Below are 18,025 nucleotides of genomic sequence, written 5' to 3'. Positions count from 1 at the left end.
GCCGTATGGGCACCCAAGAGACACCCTCCACGGACCCCGTATCCCCCACCCTCCCCGTCCCCACCACCTCCGCCGGACGTGAAGCGCTCGCCGCCATCCTCGCCCGGCCCGGCCGCGCCCTCGTCGCCCTCGACTTCGACGGGACCCTCGCGCCGATCGTCGAGAACCCCGAGGACGCTCGCGCCCACCCCGGCGCCCGGCCCGCGCTCGCCGCGCTCGCGCCGAAGGTCGCCGCCGTGGCCGTCGTCACAGGCCGGCCGGCCGAGGTCGCCGTGCGCAACGGCGGGTTCGCCGGGGTCGCGGGGCTGGAGCGTCTCTCCGTTCTCGGCCACTACGGCGCCGAACGCTGGGACGCCCGCACCGGCGCCCTCACCGCCCCCGCCCCCCACCCCGGCGTCGCCGCCGTCCGCGCCGAGCTGCCGGCGGTCCTGGAGGCGGCCCAGGGAGGTCCGGGCGTCTGGGTCGAGGAGAAGGGCGGCCGGGCCGTCGCCGTCCACACCCGGCGCGCCGACGACCCCCAGGCCGCCTTCGACGCCCTGCGCGCCCCCCTCACCGACCTCGCCGCCCGGCACGGACTGATCGTCGAGCCGGGCCGCATGGTCCTGGAGCTGCGCCCGCCGGGCATCGACAAAGGCGTGGCCCTCCTCGACCACGTCCGCGAGGTCGGCGCCGAGTCCGTCCTCTACGCCGGCGACGACCTCGGGGACCTCCCCGCCTTCGCCGCCGTCGAGAAACTCCGCGCCGACGGCGTGCCCGGCCTGCTGGTGTGCAGCGGCAGCACGGAGGTCGGCGAGGTGGCCCAGCGGGCGGACCTGGTCGTCGACGGGCCGGCCGGGGTCGTGGAGCTGCTGCGGGCCCTCGCGGATCAGCTCGGCTGATCCGGCTGGATCGGCTCGATCTCCCGTAGCGCTGTCAGCTGGTTCAGGAACCACTGGGCCGGAGGCAGCGCGGTCGCGGCCGCCGCCAGCTTCTCGGTGCGCTCGGCCCGCTCCTCCGGCTTCATGGTGAGACCCTCGTGCAGGGCGCGGGCGGTCTCCATGACGTCGTACGGGTTGACCACGAGGGAGTCCTCCTTCAGCTCCCAGTACGCGCCCGCCTCCCGGGACAGCACCAGTGCGCAGCCCTCGTCGGAGACGACCGGGATCTCCTTGGCGACGAGGTTCATGCCGTCGCGGATGGGGTTGACCAGGGCCACGTCCGCCAGGCGGTAGGCGGCCAGGGAGCGGGCGAAGTCGTCCTTCAGGTGCAGGAGGACCGGGGTCCAGCCGGGGGTGCCGTAGCTCTCGTTGATCTCGTCGGCCACCCGCTGCACCTCCGCCATGTAGTCGCGGTAGACGGCCAGGTCCTGGCGGGACGGGTACGCGAACGCCACGTGGACGACGCGTTCGCGCCACTCCGGGTGGTCGTCGAGCAGCTGCCGGTAGGCCAGCAGGCCGCGCACGATGTTCTTGGACAGCTCGGTGCGGTCGACGCGGACGATGGTCTTGCGGCCCTCGCCGCCGATCTCCTCCCGGAGGGACGCCATCCGCTCCTCGACGTCCGGGCGGTGCGACCGTTCGCGCAGGAAGTCGGCGTCCGCGCCGAGACCGTGCACGCCGAGCCAGGTGCGATGGCCGGGCCCGTTCCAGTTCGGGACGTACTGGAACGACTCGGGCACTCCCGAGAGGGCCATCCGCGGAGACGCGTCCAGGTCCGTGGCCTCGACGCACGCGGAGAAGGCGCCCAGCCACCGATGGGTCAGGAACCCCAGCCGGTCCGCGCCCAGCATGCCCAGGATCAGCTGCTTGCGGATGTCCTCGGGCAGCAGGCCGAAGTAGTCCGGGGGCGCCCACGGCGTGTGCGAGAAGTGGCCGATGCGCAGGTCGGGGCGGAGTGCGCGGAGCATCCCGGGGACCAGACACAGGTGGTAGTCCTGCACCAGCACCGCCGCGCCCTGCCCCGCCTCCTCGGCCAGCGCCTCGGCGAACGCGCGGTTGTACGTCTCGTACGACGCCCACTGGCGGCGGAACTCCGCGTCGAAGACCGGCTCCAGCGGGGTCTGGTAGAGCAGATGGTGGACGAACCACAGGACCGAGTTCGCGATGCCGTTGTACGCGTCGGCGTGCACGTCGGCCGGGATGGGCAGCATCCGCACGCCCTCCTCGCCGACCCCGCGCCGGACCGCCTCCCGGTCGCCGTCGGACAGCGCCGCGCACACCCACAGGGCGCCCGCGTCCGGGCCGATCGCCGAGAGCCCGGAGACCAGCCCGCCGCCGCCGCGTTTGGCGCGCAGCGAGCCGTCCGGACTGTCCGGGTTCACCTCGTACGAGACCGGGCCGCGGTTGGACGCGACCAGGACCTGAGCACCACTGCCGGTGAAAGCCATACGCCTCAACCTAGCCAGGTACGGAAACGCTCAAACGTACGGTCGCCCTGCGTGAACGGGCCGTATCGGGCCGTATTCAGCCGTGAACGGCCCGCTCAGCAGCGTTGCGCAACCGCTGACGCGACTTACGCGACCTTGCGCGTGGCGTACTCCGCGATCTCCGCCATCGGCGGCCGCTCCTCCGTGTCCACCGAGTAGGTGCGCGGCTCGAAGCCGTCCGCGCTCCGCTCGAACTGGGTGAGGGACGGGCGGATCAGATGGCCGCGGGCCAGCCGGAGCTGGGCGGTGCGGTAGATGGCGGCCGCCATCCGGCCCAGGGCCTGGCCGTCCTGGTGACGGTGCTTGCGCACGCCGACGTCGACCTGGGCGAGGGCGTCCAGGCCCACCAGGTGCAGGGCGTCGACCAGCATGCCCAGCTCCACGCCGTACCCGACGGGGAAGGGCAGCTGCTCCAGCAGGCTGCGGCGGGCCGCGTACTCGCCGCCCAGCGGCTGCACGAACCCGGCCAGCTGCGGCCAGTGCATGTTGAGGAGGGGGCGGGCCATCAGCTCCGTGACCCGGCCGCCCTGGCCCGCGGCGCCGCCCAGGGGCCGGTCGTACATGCCCTTGACGAGGTCCACGCCCGGGTCGGTGAGCAGCGGGCCGACGATGCCCGAGACGAAGTCGGAGGAGAACTCCCTCAGGTCGGCGTCGATGAAGCAGACGACGTCCCCGGTCGTGACGAGCAGGGAGCGCCACAGGACCTCGCCCTTGCCGGGCACGGCCGGGATCCGCGGGAGGATCTCGTCGCGGTGGACGACACGTGCGCCGGCCGCGGCGGCGACCTGGGCCGTGCGGTCGGTGGAGCCCGAGTCGACGACGACGATCTCGTCGACGAGCGGGACCTGTTGCATGAGGTCGTGACGGATCACGGCGACGATGTCACCGACCGTCTCCTCCTCGTTCAGCGCGGGCAGGACGACGGACACCGACTGGCCCGTGGCACGCTTGGCGGCCATGATCCGGTGGAGCGGGCGGTCGGTCACGGACCAGGAGCGGGTGGCCAGCCAGCGCTCAGTTTCTTGCAGCACGATCAGCGGCTCCTCACTGTCGTGATCACACCGGGTGCACGGCAGGTGACCGTGTGATCCATCTCGCGGTTCGGACGACTATCTCAACTGTCCTGGCCTTCGGTTACAGTCTTGAACAACGCGGATGACCATCGCATGTCCGAGGTCGCTGTCGTTTACAACTTCATACCGCTCATCCAGAGGGGCAGAGGGATACGGCCCGATGAAGCCCCGGCAACCCTCCAGCCGGTCTTGCCGCATTTCATGCGCGCGAGGCTCCCGGCTCGGGAAGGTGCCAAATCCGTCTCACGGCGAGATGCGTCGTGAGGAAGATGAGGAGAAAGGGCCTCGCCTCCATGGCTGCGCAGACTGTTGCAAGCACCACCGAATCCCCCGCGACCCCCTCGGTCGACCTCGGCCCCGCCGCCGCCCTCTCCTGCCGCGAGTGCGGTCACCGCGTGCCCCTCGGCCCGGTCTTCGCCTGCGAGGAGTGTTTCGGCCCGCTTGAGATCGCCTACGACTTCTCCTCCTACGACACCGAGGAGCTCCGCAAGCGCATCGAGGCGGGCCCCGCGAACATCTGGCGCTACGCGCCCCTCCTGCCCGTCCCGGCAGACGTGGCGGACAAGCCGAACATCAACCCGGGCTGGACCAAGCTCGTCCAGGCCGACAACCTGGCCCGCGAGCTGGGCGTCGACGCCGGCAAGCTTTTCGTCAAGGACGACTCCGGCAACCCGACGCACTCCTTCAAGGACCGCGTCGTCGCCCAGGCCATCGAGGCCGCCCGCGCCTTCGGCTTCACCACCCTCTCCTGCTCCTCCACCGGCAACCTGGCCGGCGCCGTCGGCGCGGCCGCCGCCCGGGCCGGCTTCCGCTCCTGCGTGTTCATCCCGCACGACCTGGAGCAGGGCAAGATCGTCATGGCCGCGATCTACGGCGGCGAGCTCGTCGGCATCGAGGGCAACTACGACGACGTCAACCGCTTCTGCTCCGAGCTCATCGGCGACCCGGCGGGCGAGGGCTGGGGCTTCGTCAACGTCAACCTGCGGCCGTACTACGCGGAGGGCTCCAAGACCCTGGCGTACGAGATCTGCGAGCAGCTGGGGTGGCAGCTCCCCGACCAGCTCGTGGTGCCCATCGCCTCCGGCTCGCAGCTCACGAAGATCGACAAGGGGCTCCAGGAGCTGATCAAGCTCGGGCTCGTCGAGGACCGGCCGTACAAGATCTTCGGCGCGCAGGCGGAAGGCTGCTCGCCGGTGTCCGTCGCCTACAAGGCGGGCCATGACGTCGTACGTCCGCAGAAGCCGAACACCATCGCCAAGTCGCTGGCGATCGGCAATCCGGCGGACGGGCCGTACGTGCTCGACATCGCCCGGCGGACGGGCGGGGCGGTGGAGGACGTGAACGACGAGCAGGTCGTCGACGCGATTCGGCTGCTCGCCCGGACCGAGGGGATCTTCGCGGAGACCGCCGGCGGGGTGACCGTGGGTGTGACGCGCAAGCTGATCGAGAACGGTCTTCTCGACCCGACCAAGACGACCGTCGTCCTGAACACCGGCGACGGCCTGAAGACCCTGGACGCGGTGGCCGGCACCGGCCTGACCGCGACCATCCGCCCGAACCTCGACTCCTTCCGAGAGGCTGGCCTCGCGTCATGAGCGTCAACGTCCGCATCCCCACCATCCTGCGCACCTACACCGGCGGCAAGGCCGAGGTCACGGCCGAGGGCGCGACTCTCGGCGAGGTCATCGCCGACCTGGAGAAGAGTCACACCGGCATCGCCGCGCGCGTTCTCGACGACCAGGGCAAGCTGCGCCGGTTCGTCAACGTGTACGTCAACGACGACGACGTCCGCTTCGAGCAGGGCCTGGAGACGGCGACCCCGGACGGCGCGGGCGTCTCGATCATCCCGGCGGTCGCGGGCGGCTGACCTCCGGTCAGTACCCACGAGTAGTAACCGTCGGTAACAGTGATTACCGAGAGTTCACCGAATTGCCCCCTCCGTAAGAGAAGCGGAGGGGGCAATTCAGTGTGGTTGAGCGCGGTACAGTTGGGGAACCCGGTCCAGATCCCCGGAACCGGAGCCTTTGATTTCTGCCTTACGCCCGACAAGAAGTAGCCAAAGTGTGTGCCTCTTGCGTGGCATTTGTGGCTTTTGCGGGGCCTGACTTGCCCCGAATTCAGGCGAATTCTCGCCACATTCCGGACCCAGTGCGTCCAGAATTCTCGTCCGATTGACCTGTTGCAGAGGGCAGTTGGACAGATACATTCGGCCGCGGTCGACGCGTTCCGGCGCACGCCCCCAATCAGCTGGGGGGTGAGGTCTGACCCGGATCCGCGAAGTGTGGATCTGTGCAAGGGCCAGTAATAGGGGAGTTAGGCATGGCTCAGGGCACCGTCAAATGGTTCAACGCGGAGAAGGGGTACGGCTTCATCGCGGTCGACGGTGGTGCGGATGTTTTCGTCCACTACAGCGCGATCCAGATGGACGGATACCGCACCCTGGAAGAGGGTCAGCGGGTCGATTTTGAGATCTCGCAGGGCCAAAAGGGGCCGCAGGCGGACATGGTCCGTCTCGCGACCGGCTGAAGCACGCGCCGACTGCAGCGACGTTCTTCTGTACAACTTAGTACATCAGCACATCAGTACATATGCGAAAGCATAGCGAAGGGCTCGCGCCTCCTGGGGGGTGCGGGTCCTTCGGCATGTCCGGGGGCCTTCCGGGGGCTGTCGGGAGTCCTCCGAAGGGGCTGTCGGGAGCCCTCCGAGGGTCGCCGAGAGTCCTCCGGGCGCCGCCGCGAGTCCTCCCGAGACATGCCGGCGGCCCTCGGGAGACCTGCCCGGAGGCCCGTGTTCACCTGCGGATCAAGGTGAGGCGCTTGCACTCGGCATGGGCGAGTGCTAATCATTGGCGTTAGCACTCTGAAGGTGAGAGTGACAAAGAAGGACCGGGTCGGTGAGGCCCGCAGGCCAGGTGGGGCAAGGAACCACGGGGCAGGCGAGCCGTCCGTCGCGGGCGCGGGCGCGGTCCGAAGGAATCACCCCCAGTCCTGGAGGGACCACTTCACATGGCCAAGATCATCGCGTTCGACGAGGAGGCGCGGCGCGGCCTCGAGCGCGGCATGAACCAGCTCGCGGACGCCGTGAAGGTGACGCTCGGCCCCAAGGGCCGCAACGTCGTCCTCGAGAAGAAGTGGGGCGCCCCCACGATCACCAACGATGGTGTCTCCATCGCCAAGGAGATCGAACTCGAGGACCCGTACGAGAAGATCGGCGCCGAGCTGGTCAAGGAAGTCGCCAAGAAGACGGACGACGTCGCCGGCGACGGTACGACCACCGCGACCGTCCTGGCGCAGGCGCTGGTCCGCGAGGGCCTGCGCAACGTAGCCGCCGGCGCCAACCCGATGGCCCTCAAGCGCGGCATCGAGAAGGCCGTCGAGGCCGTCTCCGGCGCCCTGCTCGAGCAGGCCAAGGATGTCGAGACCAAGGAGCAGATCGCCTCCACGGCCTCCATCTCCGCCGCCGACACCCAGATCGGCGAGCTCATCGCCGAGGCGATGGACAAGGTCGGCAAGGAAGGCGTCATCACGGTCGAGGAGTCGCAGACCTTCGGTCTGGAGCTCGAGCTCACCGAGGGCATGCGCTTCGACAAGGGCTACATCTCGGCGTACTTCGCCACCGACATGGAGCGTATGGAGGCCGTCCTCGACGACCCGTACATCCTGATCGCGAACTCCAAGATCGCGAACGTCAAGGACCTGCTCCCGCTCCTGGAGAAGGTCATGCAGTCGGGCAAGCCGCTGCTGATCATCGCCGAGGACGTCGAGGGCGAGGCCCTGTCGACCCTGGTCGTCAACAAGATCCGCGGCACCTTCAAGTCCGTCGCGGTCAAGGCCCCGGGCTTCGGCGACCGCCGCAAGGCGATGCTGAACGACATCGCCATCCTCACCGGTGGCGAGGTCATCTCCGAGGAGGTCGGTCTCAAGCTCGAGAACACCTCCCTGGACCTGCTGGGCAAGGCCCGCAAGGTCGTCATCACCAAGGACGAGACGACCATCGTCGACGGCTCCGGCTCCTCGGACCAGGTCGCCGGCCGGGTCAACCAGATCCGCGCCGAGATCGAGAACAGCGACTCGGACTACGACCGCGAGAAGCTGCAGGAGCGCCTGGCGAAGCTCGCCGGCGGTGTCGCGGTCATCAAGGCCGGCGCCGCCACCGAGGTGGAGCTCAAGGAGCGCAAGCACCGCATCGAGGACGCCGTTCGCAACGCGAAGGCGGCCGTCGAGGAGGGCATCGTCGCCGGTGGCGGCGTGGCCCTGCTGCAGGCCTCCTCGGTCTTCGAGAAGCTGGAGCTGACGGGTGACGAGGCGACCGGCGCCAACGCCGTGAAGCTCGCCCTGGAGGCCCCGCTCAAGCAGATCGCCGTCAACGGCGGTCTCGAGGGCGGCGTCATCGTCGAGAAGGTGCGCAACCTGCCCGTCGGCCACGGCCTGAACGCCGCGACCGGCGAGTACGTCGACATGATCGCCGAAGGCATCATCGACCCGGCGAAGGTCACGCGCTCTGCCCTGCAGAACGCCGCGTCCATCGCCGCGCTGTTCCTCACCACCGAGGCCGTCATCGCCGACAAGCCGGAGAAGTCCGCGGCCCCGGCCGGCGGCGGCATGCCGGGCGGTGACATGGACTTCTGATCGACCTCTGGTTGATCTGCGTCCTTACCGAGGGCGGTACCTCCTGCTGCGGCAGGCGGTACCGCCCTCGGGTGTTTCAGTCGGCGTGGTTCTTGAGCGCCTCGGGGCGTGGGCGTGTCCCGGATCACAGGGGGTTGCGGTGGGGTGGCGGAATGTCGGTGGCAGGTGGAGTGGTTGGCCTTCAGGGGCGGTCGATGCGTGTGCACATACCGTGTGGAACGTGTGACCGTCCGCCGTTCGCCGCCCGAAGACTGCTCGACGTCTGACCGACCTCTCCGAGGAGCCCCCTGTCGTGACTGCCACCCCCTCCGCGGCCCCCTCCGCGTCTCCCGCCGCCTCCCGTGCCGCCGAGATCCTCTCCCGGCCGGTGTCGATCAACGGCCTGACCGTGCCGAACCGCATAGCGATGGCGCCCATGACGCGCATGTTCTCCCCGGGCGGCGTGCCCGGCGAGGACGTGGTGTCGTACTACGCCCGCCGTGCCGCCGCGGGCGTCGGTCTGATCGTGACCGAGGGGACGTACGTCGGGCACGACTCCGCCGGGCAGAGCGACCGCGTCCCGCGCTTCCACGGTGAGGAGCAGCTCGCGGGCTGGGCGAAGGTCGCCGACGCCGTGCACGCGGCGGGCGGCACGATCGTGCCGCAGCTGTGGCACATCGGCATGGTGCGGCAGCAGGGCGAGCCGCCGTTCGCGGACGCCCCCGCCGTCGGCCCCTCCGGTGTGCGCACCGACGGCACCGAGGGCGCAGGCAAGGCCATGACGCAGCGCGACCTGGACGACGTCATCGGCGCGTTCGCCGAGGCCGCGGCCGCCGCCGAGCGCATCGGCTTCGACGGCGTCGAGCTCCACGGCGCGCACGGCTACCTCATCGACCAGTTCCTGTGGGAGGGCACCAACCGCCGCACGGACGCCTACGGCGGCGACCTGGTCGCCCGGACGAAGTTCGCGGCGGAGGTCGTCGCCGCCGTCCGGGAGACCGTCTCCCCCGAGTTCCCCGTCATCTTCCGCTACTCCCAGTGGAAGCAGGACGCCTACCGCGCCCGCCTCGCCGAGACCCCGCAGGAGCTGGAGGCCATCCTCGCCCCGCTCGCCGCGGCCGGCGTCGACGCCTTCCACGCCTCCACCCGCCGCTACTGGGTCCCGGAGTTCGACGACTCCGACCTCAACCTGGCCGGCTGGACGAAGAAGCTGACCGGCAAGACCGCCCTCACCGTCGGCTCGGTCGGCCTCGACGGCGACTTCCTCAAGGGCTTCCAGGGCGAGGGCGCCCCGGTCAAGGGCATCGACGACCTCCTCGACCGGCTGGAGCGCGACGAGTTCGACCTCGTCGCCGTCGGCCGCGCCCTGCTCCAGGACCCGCAGTGGGCGGCGAAGGTCCTCGACGGCCGCCTCGACGAGCTGGCGCCCTACGACGCGGCGGCCCTCCAGACCCTCAGCTGAGAACGAGGGTTCAAAGCTCCAACTGCTGTGTAGTGTCCGGGAGATGAGGATTCTCCATCTCTCGGACACCCATATCGAGCGGGTCGACTCCCCGGGCTCCCGCGGCGCCGACGCGACCGGCTCCCTGCGTCTGATCCTCGCCGAACTCCGCCATCAGCGGGACGTGGACGCGGTCGTCGTCACCGGCGACCTCGCCGACGACGGCTCGGCGGAGGCGTACGCGACCGTACGGGAGCTGGTCGGCGACTTCGCGCGCGCGATGGACGCGCCGGTCTTCTACACCACCGGCAACCACGACGAGCGGTCCGCCTTCGCGAAGGTGCTGGGCAGCGGGCATCTGGGGGTCGACGGCACGGACCGGGCGCAGGCCCCCGACAGCGTGCGGGCCGCGGTGAGCACGGTCGGCGGATGGCGGTTCGTCACCCTGGACTCACTGGTGCCGGGGAAGGTGTACGGCCGCCTCGGCGCGGCCCAGCTGGACTGGCTGGGCCAGGTGTTGAGCACCCCGGCCGAGCACGGCGGCACCGTCCTCGCCTTCCACCACCCCCCGATCCACCTCGACCTCTCGACGACCCAGCCGGTCTTCGGGCTGCGCGACGCCGACGCCCTGGCGGAGGTGATCCGGGGCAGCGACGTCCGGGTCGTCCTGACCGGGCACTTCCACCTCCAGCTGTGCGGGTTCCTGGCCTCGACGCCGGTGTGGGTGACGCCCGGGGTCGTCAACCGCATCGACCTGACCACCGCGCCCGGGACCGAGCGGGCCGTGCGCGGGGCGTCGGCGTCGCTGGTGGAGCTGGGCGGCGCGACCGGCCCGATGTTCCACACCTTCCACGCACGCGACCCTCGGGCCCACGAGACGGTGTACGAACTGGACGAGGAGCGGACCCGGCAGGTCGTGGCCCGCCACGCCGATCTCGACTGAACATTTGTACGGGCGGTACGGGCGGTACGGGCGGTACGGGCACTCCGGGCTTGCTGGGCGGTCCGGGCGCTCCGGGACGCACGGGCTCTACAGGTTCCCCAGCGGCTCGATGTCGACCTTCACCGGGGTGCCCCAGATCCGCAGCACCTCGTAGTCGGTGAACTCGTGCACCAGCCGGTAGGCCATGGCGGGCCGGGAGCCGCGGCGCAGGGCGTTGATGTAGAGCTCGGTCTCGCGGCGGTCCCGCCTCGGGGTGCCGCACAGCTGCCACTCCTGCCCGTTCCACAGCTCGGGCAGCCAGCGCTGCTGGGGCTGCGGGCGTTCGGCGCGGGCGCCGTAGCGGGAGGGGGCGGGGGAGGTGTGCGCCGCCTGTGCGGCGGGGCCGTTGAACTCGTCGCGCCGGGCCGCGCGCCGCCGTGTCTCGCACAGCAGGCACAGGTCGGGAGCGCTCTCGTCGACGGGCCCGTTCGGATGCTCGGCGCACCGGGTGGTGGGGGCGGCGCCGGTCACTCCCTCGTCCACCAGCTCCAGGGCCCGCCGTAGGTCGGCCTTGACCTCGTGCAGCCGGGCGTCCGGGGTGTCGGAGGTGAGAGCCTCGCCGTGCTCGCCCAGGAGGCGGAGGGCGCGGCCCAGGGCGGTGAGCTGGGCGTGGTTCATGAGCCCCAAGGATAGAAGAACGGGTATCAGTTGCGGCCAACTTGCGCGTCGCCGAATGAGTTCATTGTTAACAATTTTGGTGACGATTCGCTCCGTTCGGTGGCGCAATGACGGGGTGGCCGCCCTGGCCGGTTCCCCTCCCGTCACTGGAGACACAAAGGAGACCTTCAGAAACGGTTGCTCCACTGGCGTCCGACCGAGCCGCCCAGAGGAGAGACGGAAGTGAAGCGAGTGAAGCGCAGAACTGTGGTCATGGGACTCACCGCGGCGGGAGCCGCCCCCGCCCTGGGGTTCGCCACGCAGGCCGCCGCCACCCCGCAGGCCGCCGCCGGGACGTCGCAGGCCGCCGCGAAAGCCGCCGCGGACTCCTCCCTGGTCTTCGACCCCGCCGCCTACACCGAGCAGACCGTCAGCGTCACGGACACCGCCGGCGCCGCCCACAGCGTGACCTACCGCTTCTACAAGGTCGCCAGCTATGTGGCCAACCCGGTGGACACGGCGTACCAGTCCCTGAACGTCAGCGTCCCGGTGTCCGTCGACGGCACGGCGGTCGACGCGACGAACGCACCCATCCTCTTCGCCAACCAGGTCGGCGGCTACATGCCGTCCTCCGTCGCGAACGCCACCGGCATCGGCGGCGCGATGGGCCCCGCCGGCACGCTCAGCCGCCAGCAGCTCGCCCTCGCCGCCGGGTACGTCGTCGTCGAGCCCGGCGCGCGCGGTCGTAGCCTCGTCGACGCGAGCGGTACCTACTACGGGGTCGCGCCCGCCGCCATCGTCGACCTCAAGGCGGCGGTGCGGTACCTGAAGTTCAACAAGGGCCGCGTCCCCGGCGACACCGAGCGGATCGTCACCTCCGGCGTCAGCGCCGGCGGCGCCCTCTCCGCACTGCTCGGCGCCTCCGGCGACAGCCCGCTGTACGACTCCTACCTCGCGGAGATCGGCGCGGCCGACGCCTCCGACGCGATCTTCGCCAGCGGCGACTGGTGCCCGATCACCGACCTGGAGCACGCCGACGCGGCCTACGAGTGGAACTGGGGCGCCAACGCACTCGCCTCCGGCGCGGCGGTCGACGCGACTGTCTCCGGCGAGCTGAAGGCCCAGTACACGGACTACATCGCGTCCCTCAAGCTGCGCGCCAGGGGCTACGGCGCCCTCAGCGTGCGCAACCTGGACACGTACATCCTGGAGACCTTCATCCAGCCGTCGGCCACCAAGTACCTGGCTGCCCTGTCGGACACCGCCCGCGCGACCTACCTCGCCGCGAACCCCTTCATCACCTGGTCCGCCGGCCAGGCCGCCTTCACCTGGGCCGACTTCCTCGCCCACGTCGGCGCCCGCAAGAAGAACGCCCCGTCCTTCGACGCGTTCGACCTGTCCACCGGCGAGAACAACCTCTACGGCGCCGGCGCCACCAAAGCCCGCCACTTCACGCTCTACGCCCTGCGCCACGAGGCCGGGGCCAGCGCGCGCCTGGACGCCGACATCCCGGCCAAGCTCCATCTGATGAACCCGATGTACCACCTCGTCGACAAGGTCAACCCGCACCGCGCGAAGCACTGGTGGATCCGCGTCGGCACCAAGGACAGCGACACCTCCCTCTCGGTCGTCGCCAACCTCGCCACCCGCCTGACCAACCTCGGCGACGACGTCGACACGTCGTACTACTGGGACGCCGGCCACGGCGCCGACCTCGACCCCGGCGACTTCATCACCTGGATCGGCAAGGTGACGGGCTACCAGAAGGCCCGCAAGTAGCTCAAGCAGCTCCATTTGTTCAAGTAACCCAAGCAGCTCAAGCAGCTTTCCTCACGCGGTCGGTGAAGCCGAAGACGTACGTCGCGGCGAAGCCGACCGCGTACCCCGTCAGCAGCCCGCCCCCGTAGATCGCCGCCGTCGCGCCCAGCCCCCGGTTGCCCGCGAGGAGCGGGAAGAGGGCCCAGCCCGACGGGCCGATCGCCGTCGCGCCCACCTTGTCGCCGAGCATCGCGAAGAACCCGACGAAGGCCCCACCCGCCGCGCCGCCCGCGCAGGCGGTGAGGAAGGGGCGGCCCAGGGGGAGGGAGACGCCGTAGATGAGCGGCTCGCCGACGCCCAGCAGGCCCGCCGGGAGGGCCGACCTGATCGTCGTACGCAGTGAGACGTCGTGGCGCAGCCGGACGTACACCGCGACCGCCGCGCCGACCTGGCCCGCGCCCGCCATCGCGAGGACCGGGAGCAGGACGGTGTAGCCCTGTTGCTCGATGAGGGTGGTGTGGAGGGGGATGAGGGCCTGGTGGAGGCCGAGCATCACCAGCGGGAGGAAGAGGCCGCCCAGGACCAGCCCGGCGAACGGGCCCGTCGTCGCCAGCAGCCAGTTCGCCGCCGTGCCGATGGCCGTGGAGACCGCGCCGGCCGCGTACATCAGGCCGTACAGGGTGCCGAGGCCGGCGACGAGGACGGTCAGGGTCGGGGTCAGCAGCATGTCCACCGTCTCCGGGACCCGGCCCCGGCACTGCCTCTCGACGTACGTCGCCAGCAGCGCCGCCGCCAGCGCCCCCAGGACCCCGCCCTGGCCGGGGGAGAGGTGCACCCCGAACGCCGTCACCTTCGCCACCCCCGGGTAGACGACGATCGCCGCGACCGCGCCGCCCAGCACCGGGGTGCCGCCGAACTCCTTCGCCGTGTTGTAGCCGACGAAGACCGCGATCAGCGCCATGAAGGCGGAGGCGACGGCCGCCAGGGCGGGAGTCAGGCCCGGCAGCCAGCCGGCGTTGAGGAGAAGCCCGTTGAGGCCGGCCAGGATCCCGCAGCCGACGAGGGCGGGGATGAGGGGGACGAAGACGGCGGCGAGGCGACGGAGGACGGACTTGAGGGGGGTGGCGTTGCGCCGGCGTCGCGACTCCCTCAACTCCGAGCCTCGCAGCGCCAGTTCATCGGCGGTCGACCGGCCTTGGCTCTGGTTCTGGTTCTCGCGCGGACTCGGGCTCGGACTCGGACTCGGACTCGGACTCGGGCTTCCGTCGAGGAGGGTCTCGAACTCGGCCGTCACCTTCGTCACCACGCCCGGTCCGAGCACCACCTGGTACGAGCCGCCGTCCACGACGAGCCCGAGCACCCCGGGCGCCGCCCGCAGCGCCTCCTCGTCCGCCCGGGACGGATCGGCGAGGCCCAGCCGCAGCCGGGTCATGCAGTGGGCGACGGAGGCGACGTTCGCGGGGCCGCCGACCAGGGGGAGGAGGGCGGCGGCGAGGGTGCGGTGAGAGGAGTCAGGGGTGTGCACTCCCCGAGCGTGCGGCTCAGGACCGTTCCGCGGCGAGCGCGGCGCGCAGATGGCCGCCGGACTCCTCCAGAAGGCGGGCGGCCGCCGCCCCGTCCACCCCGGCCAGCAGCACCAGGATCGCGTTCTTCACCTCGCCGTCGGCAGCCGTGAGCGCCGCCTCGACCTCGTCGTCCGCCGCCCCGGTCGCGAGCGCGACGATACGACGGGAGCGGGCGCGCAGCTTCTCGTTCGAGGCGCGTACGTCGACCATCAGGTTCCCGTACGTCTTGCCCAGGCGGATCATCGTGATCGTCGAGACCATGTTCAGCACCAGCTTCTGCGCCGTGCCCGCTTTCAGCCGGGTGGAGCCGGTGAGCAGCTCGGGCCCGACGACCACCTCGATCCCGTGCTCGGCGGCCGCGGCCAGCGCACTGCCCGGATTGCAGGCCAGCCCGACGGTCAGCGCACCCCGGGCACGGGCGTACTCCACCGCGCCGATCGCGTACGGGGTGCGCCCGGAGGCGGAGACCCCGACCACCGTGTCGTCGGCGGTGAGGGCGAGGGCGGCGAGGTCGGCCTCGGCCAGCTCCCGGGAGTCCTCGGCGCCCTCGACGGAGGCGACCATGGCCGCCGGGCCGCCCGCGATGACTCCGACGACCTGCCCGGGGGCGGTGTTGAAGGTGGGCGGGCACTCGGACGCGTCCAGAACGCCGAGGCGACCGGCGGTGCCCGCACCGGCGTAGACCAGCCGCCCGCCGCCCGCCATCCGTGCGGCGACGGCGTCGATCGCGGCGGCGATCTCCGGCAGCCGCTCGGCGACGGCGGCGGGCACGGCCGCGTCCTCGCCGTTCATCAGACGGGCGATGTCGAGGGTGGGAAGCCGATCGATCTCGGCACGGTCCGGCCGGAAGGCTTCGGTGGTGAGAGCGTCCAGTTGGGCGCGCAGATCAGGGGCGTCGGGGGTAGAGGGCATTCGTCTTCCGGTTCTCTTTCGACAGGGGCCGGTGAGGCCGACCAGGGGCGCGGGGCTGTGTATGGATGCGACTCCGCCGCGCGGGCGCGACCAGCCGCATCGGACCGGCAGATCCCCACGAACGAGCGCCCCTACGGTCTACCGGTGCCGATGGGCCAACGCCTCGTAAGACGCGGCCAAAGCAGGCGCAGCAGTCTCGTAGGTCCGCTGGACGACACCCAGGAACAGACAGTCCACGACCAGCAACTGACTGGTCCGGGAAGACATCGCCGCAGGCCGCAACTCGCTCTCCCGCGCAGTGGACGTGGTCAGCACATGGTCCGCGTACTGGGTGACGGGACTGTCCGGCCGCCCCGTGATGGCCACCGTCGTGGCGCCCTGCTCGAAGGCGACCCGCAGCGGTTCGATCACGTCGCCGGTCGACCCCGAGTGGGTGATCGCGACGGCGACGTCCCCCGCCTGCAGCTGCACGGCGTTCGTCACCGCGAGGTGCGGATCGCTGTGGGCGTGGGCGATGCGCCCGATCCGCAGCAGTTTCTGGGTGAGGTCCTGGGCGACGAGCCCGGACGCCCCGACGCCGTACACGTCGATGCGCCGCGCGGCCGCCGCCGCGGTGACCGCCGCGTCGAGCTGGCCGGTGTCGAGTCCGGCGGCCGTGTCGGCGAGGGTCTGCTGCTCGTCGTAGGCGAGTTTGGCGACGACGTGGGCCAGGGTGTCGTCGACCGCGATGTCGGTGGTGAGGGCCGGGGCGCGGCCGGACTGCTGGTGGGCGGCGAGTCCGGCGAGGGCGAGGCGCAGGTCGCGGTAGCCGGCGTAGCCGAGGAGGCGGGCGGTGCGCACGACGGTCGCCTCGCTGGTGCCGGTGCGTTCGGCGAGGCCGGTGACGGTGAGGGCGGCGCAGCCCGCCGGGTCGCCGGCGACGGCTTCGGCGACGCGCCGCATGGAGCGGGTCATGGAGGGGGACAGCGTGCGGACCTTGGCGGCGAGGGCTGCGGGAGCGGCGGGCACGGCGGGTGGCGCCGGGCTGAAAGTTTCCTTCGCATCCTGGGTCACTCTTGAAACATATTTTCGGTTCAGGACCCGGGTCAAGAGTGCGCACAATGGGTGCATGGATCCCTCGGTCAGCTCACTGGAACAGGCGTTGCACGCGGCGCGCGCCCTCGTGCTCTCCGATCTGGCCTCGGGCGAGGTCGCCGCGGCGGACGTGGTGTCCATGGTCGAGGACTCGGTCGTGCAGCGGCGTTGGTGGGTCGAGCAGTGGCCGGACGGGGTGGCGTACGTGGCCGGGCTGGTGGCCCAGGACGTGCAGGACGCGCTGCTGGAGCGGTACGGCCGCTGGCCGCTGTGCCCGGTCTGCGGCTCCGGCGATCCGCATGCCCTGGAGGTCGAGCCCGAGCTCGGCCCCGACCCGCACTGGGTCTGCCACAAGGCGAGCGTGAAGGTCGCCGCGGTGGGGGCGCTGGGGTCGGCGACGGGCGGGACCGCTTCCTCGTGACCGTCTACATCGACCCACCCGCCTGGCCGGGGCACGGCCGCCTGTGGTCCCACCTCGTCAGCGATGTCTCCTACGACGAACTGCACGCCTTCGCCGAGGGGCTGGGCGTGCCCCGGCGTGCCTTCGAGCGCGATCACTACGACATCCCGTCCCACCGTTACGCCGACGTGGTGGCGGCCGGCGCGGTCGAGGTCGGCAGCCGTGAGGTGGTGCGCCTGCTGACGGCGGCGGGCCTGCGCAGACGTAAGAACTCCGGGCTCAGTCGGTGAACACCGGTTCCATGGTGTGCCACCAGGCGGCGAGGATCCGCTGGTCGGGGCCGGTGATCTGGACGAGCGCCGGGCGGTCGTAGTAGCTGCAGAGGAAGACGTACTGTCCGCTCTGGGCCAGGAAGCAGACCACGTCCCCGGCGGAGACGCCGGTGTTGTTCTCGCGCCAGCTGCCGTAGACGTTGGTCTGCGACTCGCAGTCGCCCGGCTGCATCCGGCCGGCGTAGCTCTGGAAGACGGCGTCACGGTCGTACTTCGTCGGGTACGTCACGACGCTCGCCTTGCCGGTGCCGGTGACGCCGTACTGGTCCACCGTGGTCACCGTGCAGTACAGGGCGGCCTCCGCGCCCGCCCACACGGCGTGCGAGCAGCTCTCGTGCGACCACTGGTCGCTGTTGAGCGCGTCGCGCAGCTTGTGCTCGGCGGGGGTGAGGCCGTCGTCGCTCCCGGAGAGGCCTTCGTCGGAGGGGTCGTCGACGGGTTCGCCGGAGGTGGAGCCTGAGCTGGAGTCGGAGCCTGAGCTGGCGCCGGAGCTGGAACCGGAGTCCGTGGGGGTGGGACCGGGGGTGGCGGTGCCGCCGTTCGGGCCCGGGCCGACGCCGCCGTCCTCCGCGCCGCCCGTGTCGTCCCCGCCGTCCGTGCCGAGGGAACCGCTGCTGCTGGTCGTCGTACCGCCCGAGTCCCGGTCGCCGTCCTTGGGCGGCGAGGCCTGGAAGAACAGGCTCACCAGGCCGATCGCCGTGCTGGCCACCACGCCGATGATGGCCCAGCGCACGCTTCGCAGGGCCAGCAGATGGGTGGTGGGGTCCGGCGGCGGAGGGCCGGGCGGCCCAGGCGGCGTGGACGGGTCGGTCCGACTCATGGCGCTCCCCCGCTTCCCCCGGCGTACACGGCCCGTGCGCGGCGCGGCCGTGTCGGAATT

17 protein-coding genes and 1 riboswitch are annotated in these 18,025 nt (G+C 71.1%); of the genes, 10 read left to right on the top strand and 7 right to left on the bottom strand.

The window, feature by feature from the left end; all coding sequences use genetic code 11:
• Positions 1-5 precede the first annotated feature (5 nt).
• Positions 6-878 carry a trehalose-phosphatase gene (gene otsB / locus OG562_RS19200; protein WP_266399375.1) on the top strand — a complete coding sequence of 291 codons (873 nt, stop codon included), beginning with the start codon at positions 6-8 and terminating at the stop codon, positions 876-878.
• On the opposite strand, the gene OG562_RS19195 is transcribed toward otsB, so the two are convergent.
• Together OG562_RS19195 and OG562_RS19190 are read right to left on the bottom strand one after the other, a co-directional pair.
• On the bottom strand, positions 866-2,365 hold the full coding sequence (locus tag OG562_RS19195) for a trehalose-6-phosphate synthase (protein WP_266399374.1): 1,500 nt from the start codon (positions 2,363-2,365) through the stop codon (positions 866-868). The genes otsB and OG562_RS19195 overlap by 13 nt on opposite strands.
• Positions 2,366-2,490: 125 nt before the next feature.
• Positions 2,491-3,435 carry a glucosyl-3-phosphoglycerate synthase gene (locus tag OG562_RS19190; protein ID WP_266399373.1) on the bottom strand — a complete coding sequence of 315 codons (945 nt, stop codon included), beginning with the start codon at positions 3,433-3,435 and terminating at the stop codon, positions 2,491-2,493.
• 169 nt (positions 3,436-3,604) lie between these two features.
• A riboswitch (SAM riboswitch) is annotated at positions 3,605-3,753 on the top strand.
• A gap of 17 nt (positions 3,754-3,770) precedes the next feature.
• On the opposite strand from OG562_RS19190, the gene thrC reads away from it, so the two are divergent.
• From thrC to OG562_RS19160, 6 genes are all read left to right on the top strand, one after another.
• The gene (gene thrC, locus OG562_RS19185) at positions 3,771-5,072 is read left to right on the top strand and encodes a threonine synthase (RefSeq protein WP_266399371.1); all 1,302 of its coding nucleotides are present in this window, start codon (positions 3,771-3,773) and stop codon (positions 5,070-5,072) included.
• Positions 5,069-5,344, top strand: a complete 276-nt coding sequence (locus OG562_RS19180) for a ubiquitin-like small modifier protein 1 (protein WP_266399370.1) — start codon at positions 5,069-5,071, stop codon at positions 5,342-5,344. The genes thrC and OG562_RS19180 overlap by 4 nt, the downstream gene beginning before the upstream one ends.
• A gap of 452 nt (positions 5,345-5,796) precedes the next feature.
• Positions 5,797-6,003, top strand: a complete 207-nt coding sequence (locus OG562_RS19175; protein WP_007493268.1) for a cold-shock protein — start codon at positions 5,797-5,799, stop codon at positions 6,001-6,003.
• Between the two features lie 479 nt (positions 6,004-6,482).
• Positions 6,483-8,105, top strand: a complete 1,623-nt coding sequence (gene groL, locus OG562_RS19170; protein ID WP_266399369.1) for a chaperonin GroEL — start codon at positions 6,483-6,485, stop codon at positions 8,103-8,105.
• Positions 8,106-8,397: 292 nt separating this feature from the next.
• On the top strand, positions 8,398-9,546 hold the full coding sequence (locus OG562_RS19165) for an NADH:flavin oxidoreductase (RefSeq protein WP_266399368.1): 1,149 nt from the start codon (positions 8,398-8,400) through the stop codon (positions 9,544-9,546).
• A 43-nt stretch (positions 9,547-9,589) separates the two neighbouring features.
• A complete protein-coding gene (locus tag OG562_RS19160) occupies positions 9,590-10,468 on the top strand; it encodes a metallophosphoesterase (protein WP_266399367.1) in 879 nt (292 codons plus the stop codon).
• Between the two features lie 87 nt (positions 10,469-10,555).
• Here the strand turns inward: OG562_RS19160 and OG562_RS19155 are convergent, their stop codons facing one another.
• Positions 10,556-11,125: a hypothetical protein gene (locus OG562_RS19155; RefSeq protein WP_266399365.1), complete on the bottom strand. Its 570-nt coding sequence runs from the start codon at positions 11,123-11,125 to the stop codon at positions 10,556-10,558.
• Positions 11,126-11,377: 252 nt separating this feature from the next.
• On the opposite strand from OG562_RS19155, the gene OG562_RS19150 reads away from it, so the two are divergent.
• Positions 11,378-12,883: a subtype B tannase gene (locus OG562_RS19150; RefSeq protein WP_266409387.1), complete on the top strand. Its 1,506-nt coding sequence runs from the start codon at positions 11,378-11,380 to the stop codon at positions 12,881-12,883.
• Between the two features lie 37 nt (positions 12,884-12,920).
• Here the strand turns inward: OG562_RS19150 and OG562_RS19145 are convergent, their stop codons facing one another.
• The 3 genes from OG562_RS19145 to OG562_RS19135 form a co-directional block, all read right to left on the bottom strand.
• Complete coding sequence (locus OG562_RS19145; RefSeq protein WP_266399363.1) at positions 12,921-14,387, bottom strand: PTS transporter subunit EIIC; 1,467 nt, start codon at positions 14,385-14,387, stop codon at positions 12,921-12,923.
• A gap of 16 nt (positions 14,388-14,403) precedes the next feature.
• Positions 14,404-15,339: an N-acetylmuramic acid 6-phosphate etherase gene (gene murQ, locus OG562_RS19140; RefSeq protein WP_266399360.1), complete on the bottom strand. Its 936-nt coding sequence runs from the start codon at positions 15,337-15,339 to the stop codon at positions 14,404-14,406.
• A gap of 138 nt (positions 15,340-15,477) precedes the next feature.
• The gene (locus tag OG562_RS19135; protein ID WP_266399357.1) at positions 15,478-16,392 is read right to left on the bottom strand and encodes a MurR/RpiR family transcriptional regulator; all 915 of its coding nucleotides are present in this window, start codon (positions 16,390-16,392) and stop codon (positions 15,478-15,480) included.
• Between the two features lie 55 nt (positions 16,393-16,447).
• On the opposite strand from OG562_RS19135, the gene OG562_RS19130 reads away from it, so the two are divergent.
• Both OG562_RS19130 and OG562_RS19125 read left to right on the top strand, forming a co-directional pair.
• Complete coding sequence (locus tag OG562_RS19130) at positions 16,448-16,834, top strand: hypothetical protein (RefSeq protein WP_266399354.1); 387 nt, start codon at positions 16,448-16,450, stop codon at positions 16,832-16,834.
• A complete protein-coding gene (locus OG562_RS19125; RefSeq protein WP_266399352.1) occupies positions 16,831-17,103 on the top strand; it encodes a DUF4031 domain-containing protein in 273 nt (90 codons plus the stop codon). Before OG562_RS19130 ends, OG562_RS19125 begins: the two co-directional genes overlap by 4 nt.
• Here the strand turns inward: OG562_RS19125 and OG562_RS19120 are convergent.
• On the bottom strand, positions 17,093-17,965 hold the full coding sequence (locus tag OG562_RS19120; RefSeq protein ID WP_266399349.1) for a hypothetical protein: 873 nt from the start codon (positions 17,963-17,965) through the stop codon (positions 17,093-17,095). The genes OG562_RS19125 and OG562_RS19120 overlap by 11 nt on opposite strands.
• Positions 17,966-18,025 lie beyond the last annotated feature (60 nt).

The organism is Streptomyces sp. NBC_01275, from assembly GCF_026340655.1.
In the GTDB taxonomy this organism is placed as follows: Bacteria; Actinomycetota; Actinomycetes; order Streptomycetales; family Streptomycetaceae; genus Streptomyces.
The sequence above is the reverse complement of the archived record's forward strand: the minus strand, read 5'-3'. Positions and strand labels throughout refer to the sequence as shown.

Coding starts and splice junctions, on each gene's coding strand:
- otsB (WP_266399375.1), top strand. CDS start 6: ATGGGCACCCAAGAGACACCCTCCACGGACCCCGTATCCCCCACCCTC.
- OG562_RS19195 (WP_266399374.1), bottom strand. CDS start 2,365: ATGGCTTTCACCGGCAGTGGTGCTCAGGTCCTGGTCGCGTCCAACCGC.
- thrC (WP_266399371.1), top strand. CDS start 3,771: ATGGCTGCGCAGACTGTTGCAAGCACCACCGAATCCCCCGCGACCCCC.
- OG562_RS19180 (WP_266399370.1), top strand. CDS start 5,069: ATGAGCGTCAACGTCCGCATCCCCACCATCCTGCGCACCTACACCGGC.
- OG562_RS19175 (WP_007493268.1), top strand. CDS start 5,797: ATGGCTCAGGGCACCGTCAAATGGTTCAACGCGGAGAAGGGGTACGGC.
- groL (WP_266399369.1), top strand. CDS start 6,483: ATGGCCAAGATCATCGCGTTCGACGAGGAGGCGCGGCGCGGCCTCGAG.
- OG562_RS19160 (WP_266399367.1), top strand. CDS start 9,590: ATGAGGATTCTCCATCTCTCGGACACCCATATCGAGCGGGTCGACTCC.
- OG562_RS19155 (WP_266399365.1), bottom strand. CDS start 11,125: ATGAACCACGCCCAGCTCACCGCCCTGGGCCGCGCCCTCCGCCTCCTG.
- OG562_RS19150 (WP_266409387.1), top strand. CDS start 11,378: ATGGGACTCACCGCGGCGGGAGCCGCCCCCGCCCTGGGGTTCGCCACG.
- murQ (WP_266399360.1), bottom strand. CDS start 15,339: ATGCCCTCTACCCCCGACGCCCCTGATCTGCGCGCCCAACTGGACGCT.
- OG562_RS19130 (WP_266399354.1), top strand. CDS start 16,448: ATGGATCCCTCGGTCAGCTCACTGGAACAGGCGTTGCACGCGGCGCGC.
- OG562_RS19120 (WP_266399349.1), bottom strand. CDS start 17,965: ATGAGTCGGACCGACCCGTCCACGCCGCCTGGGCCGCCCGGCCCTCCG.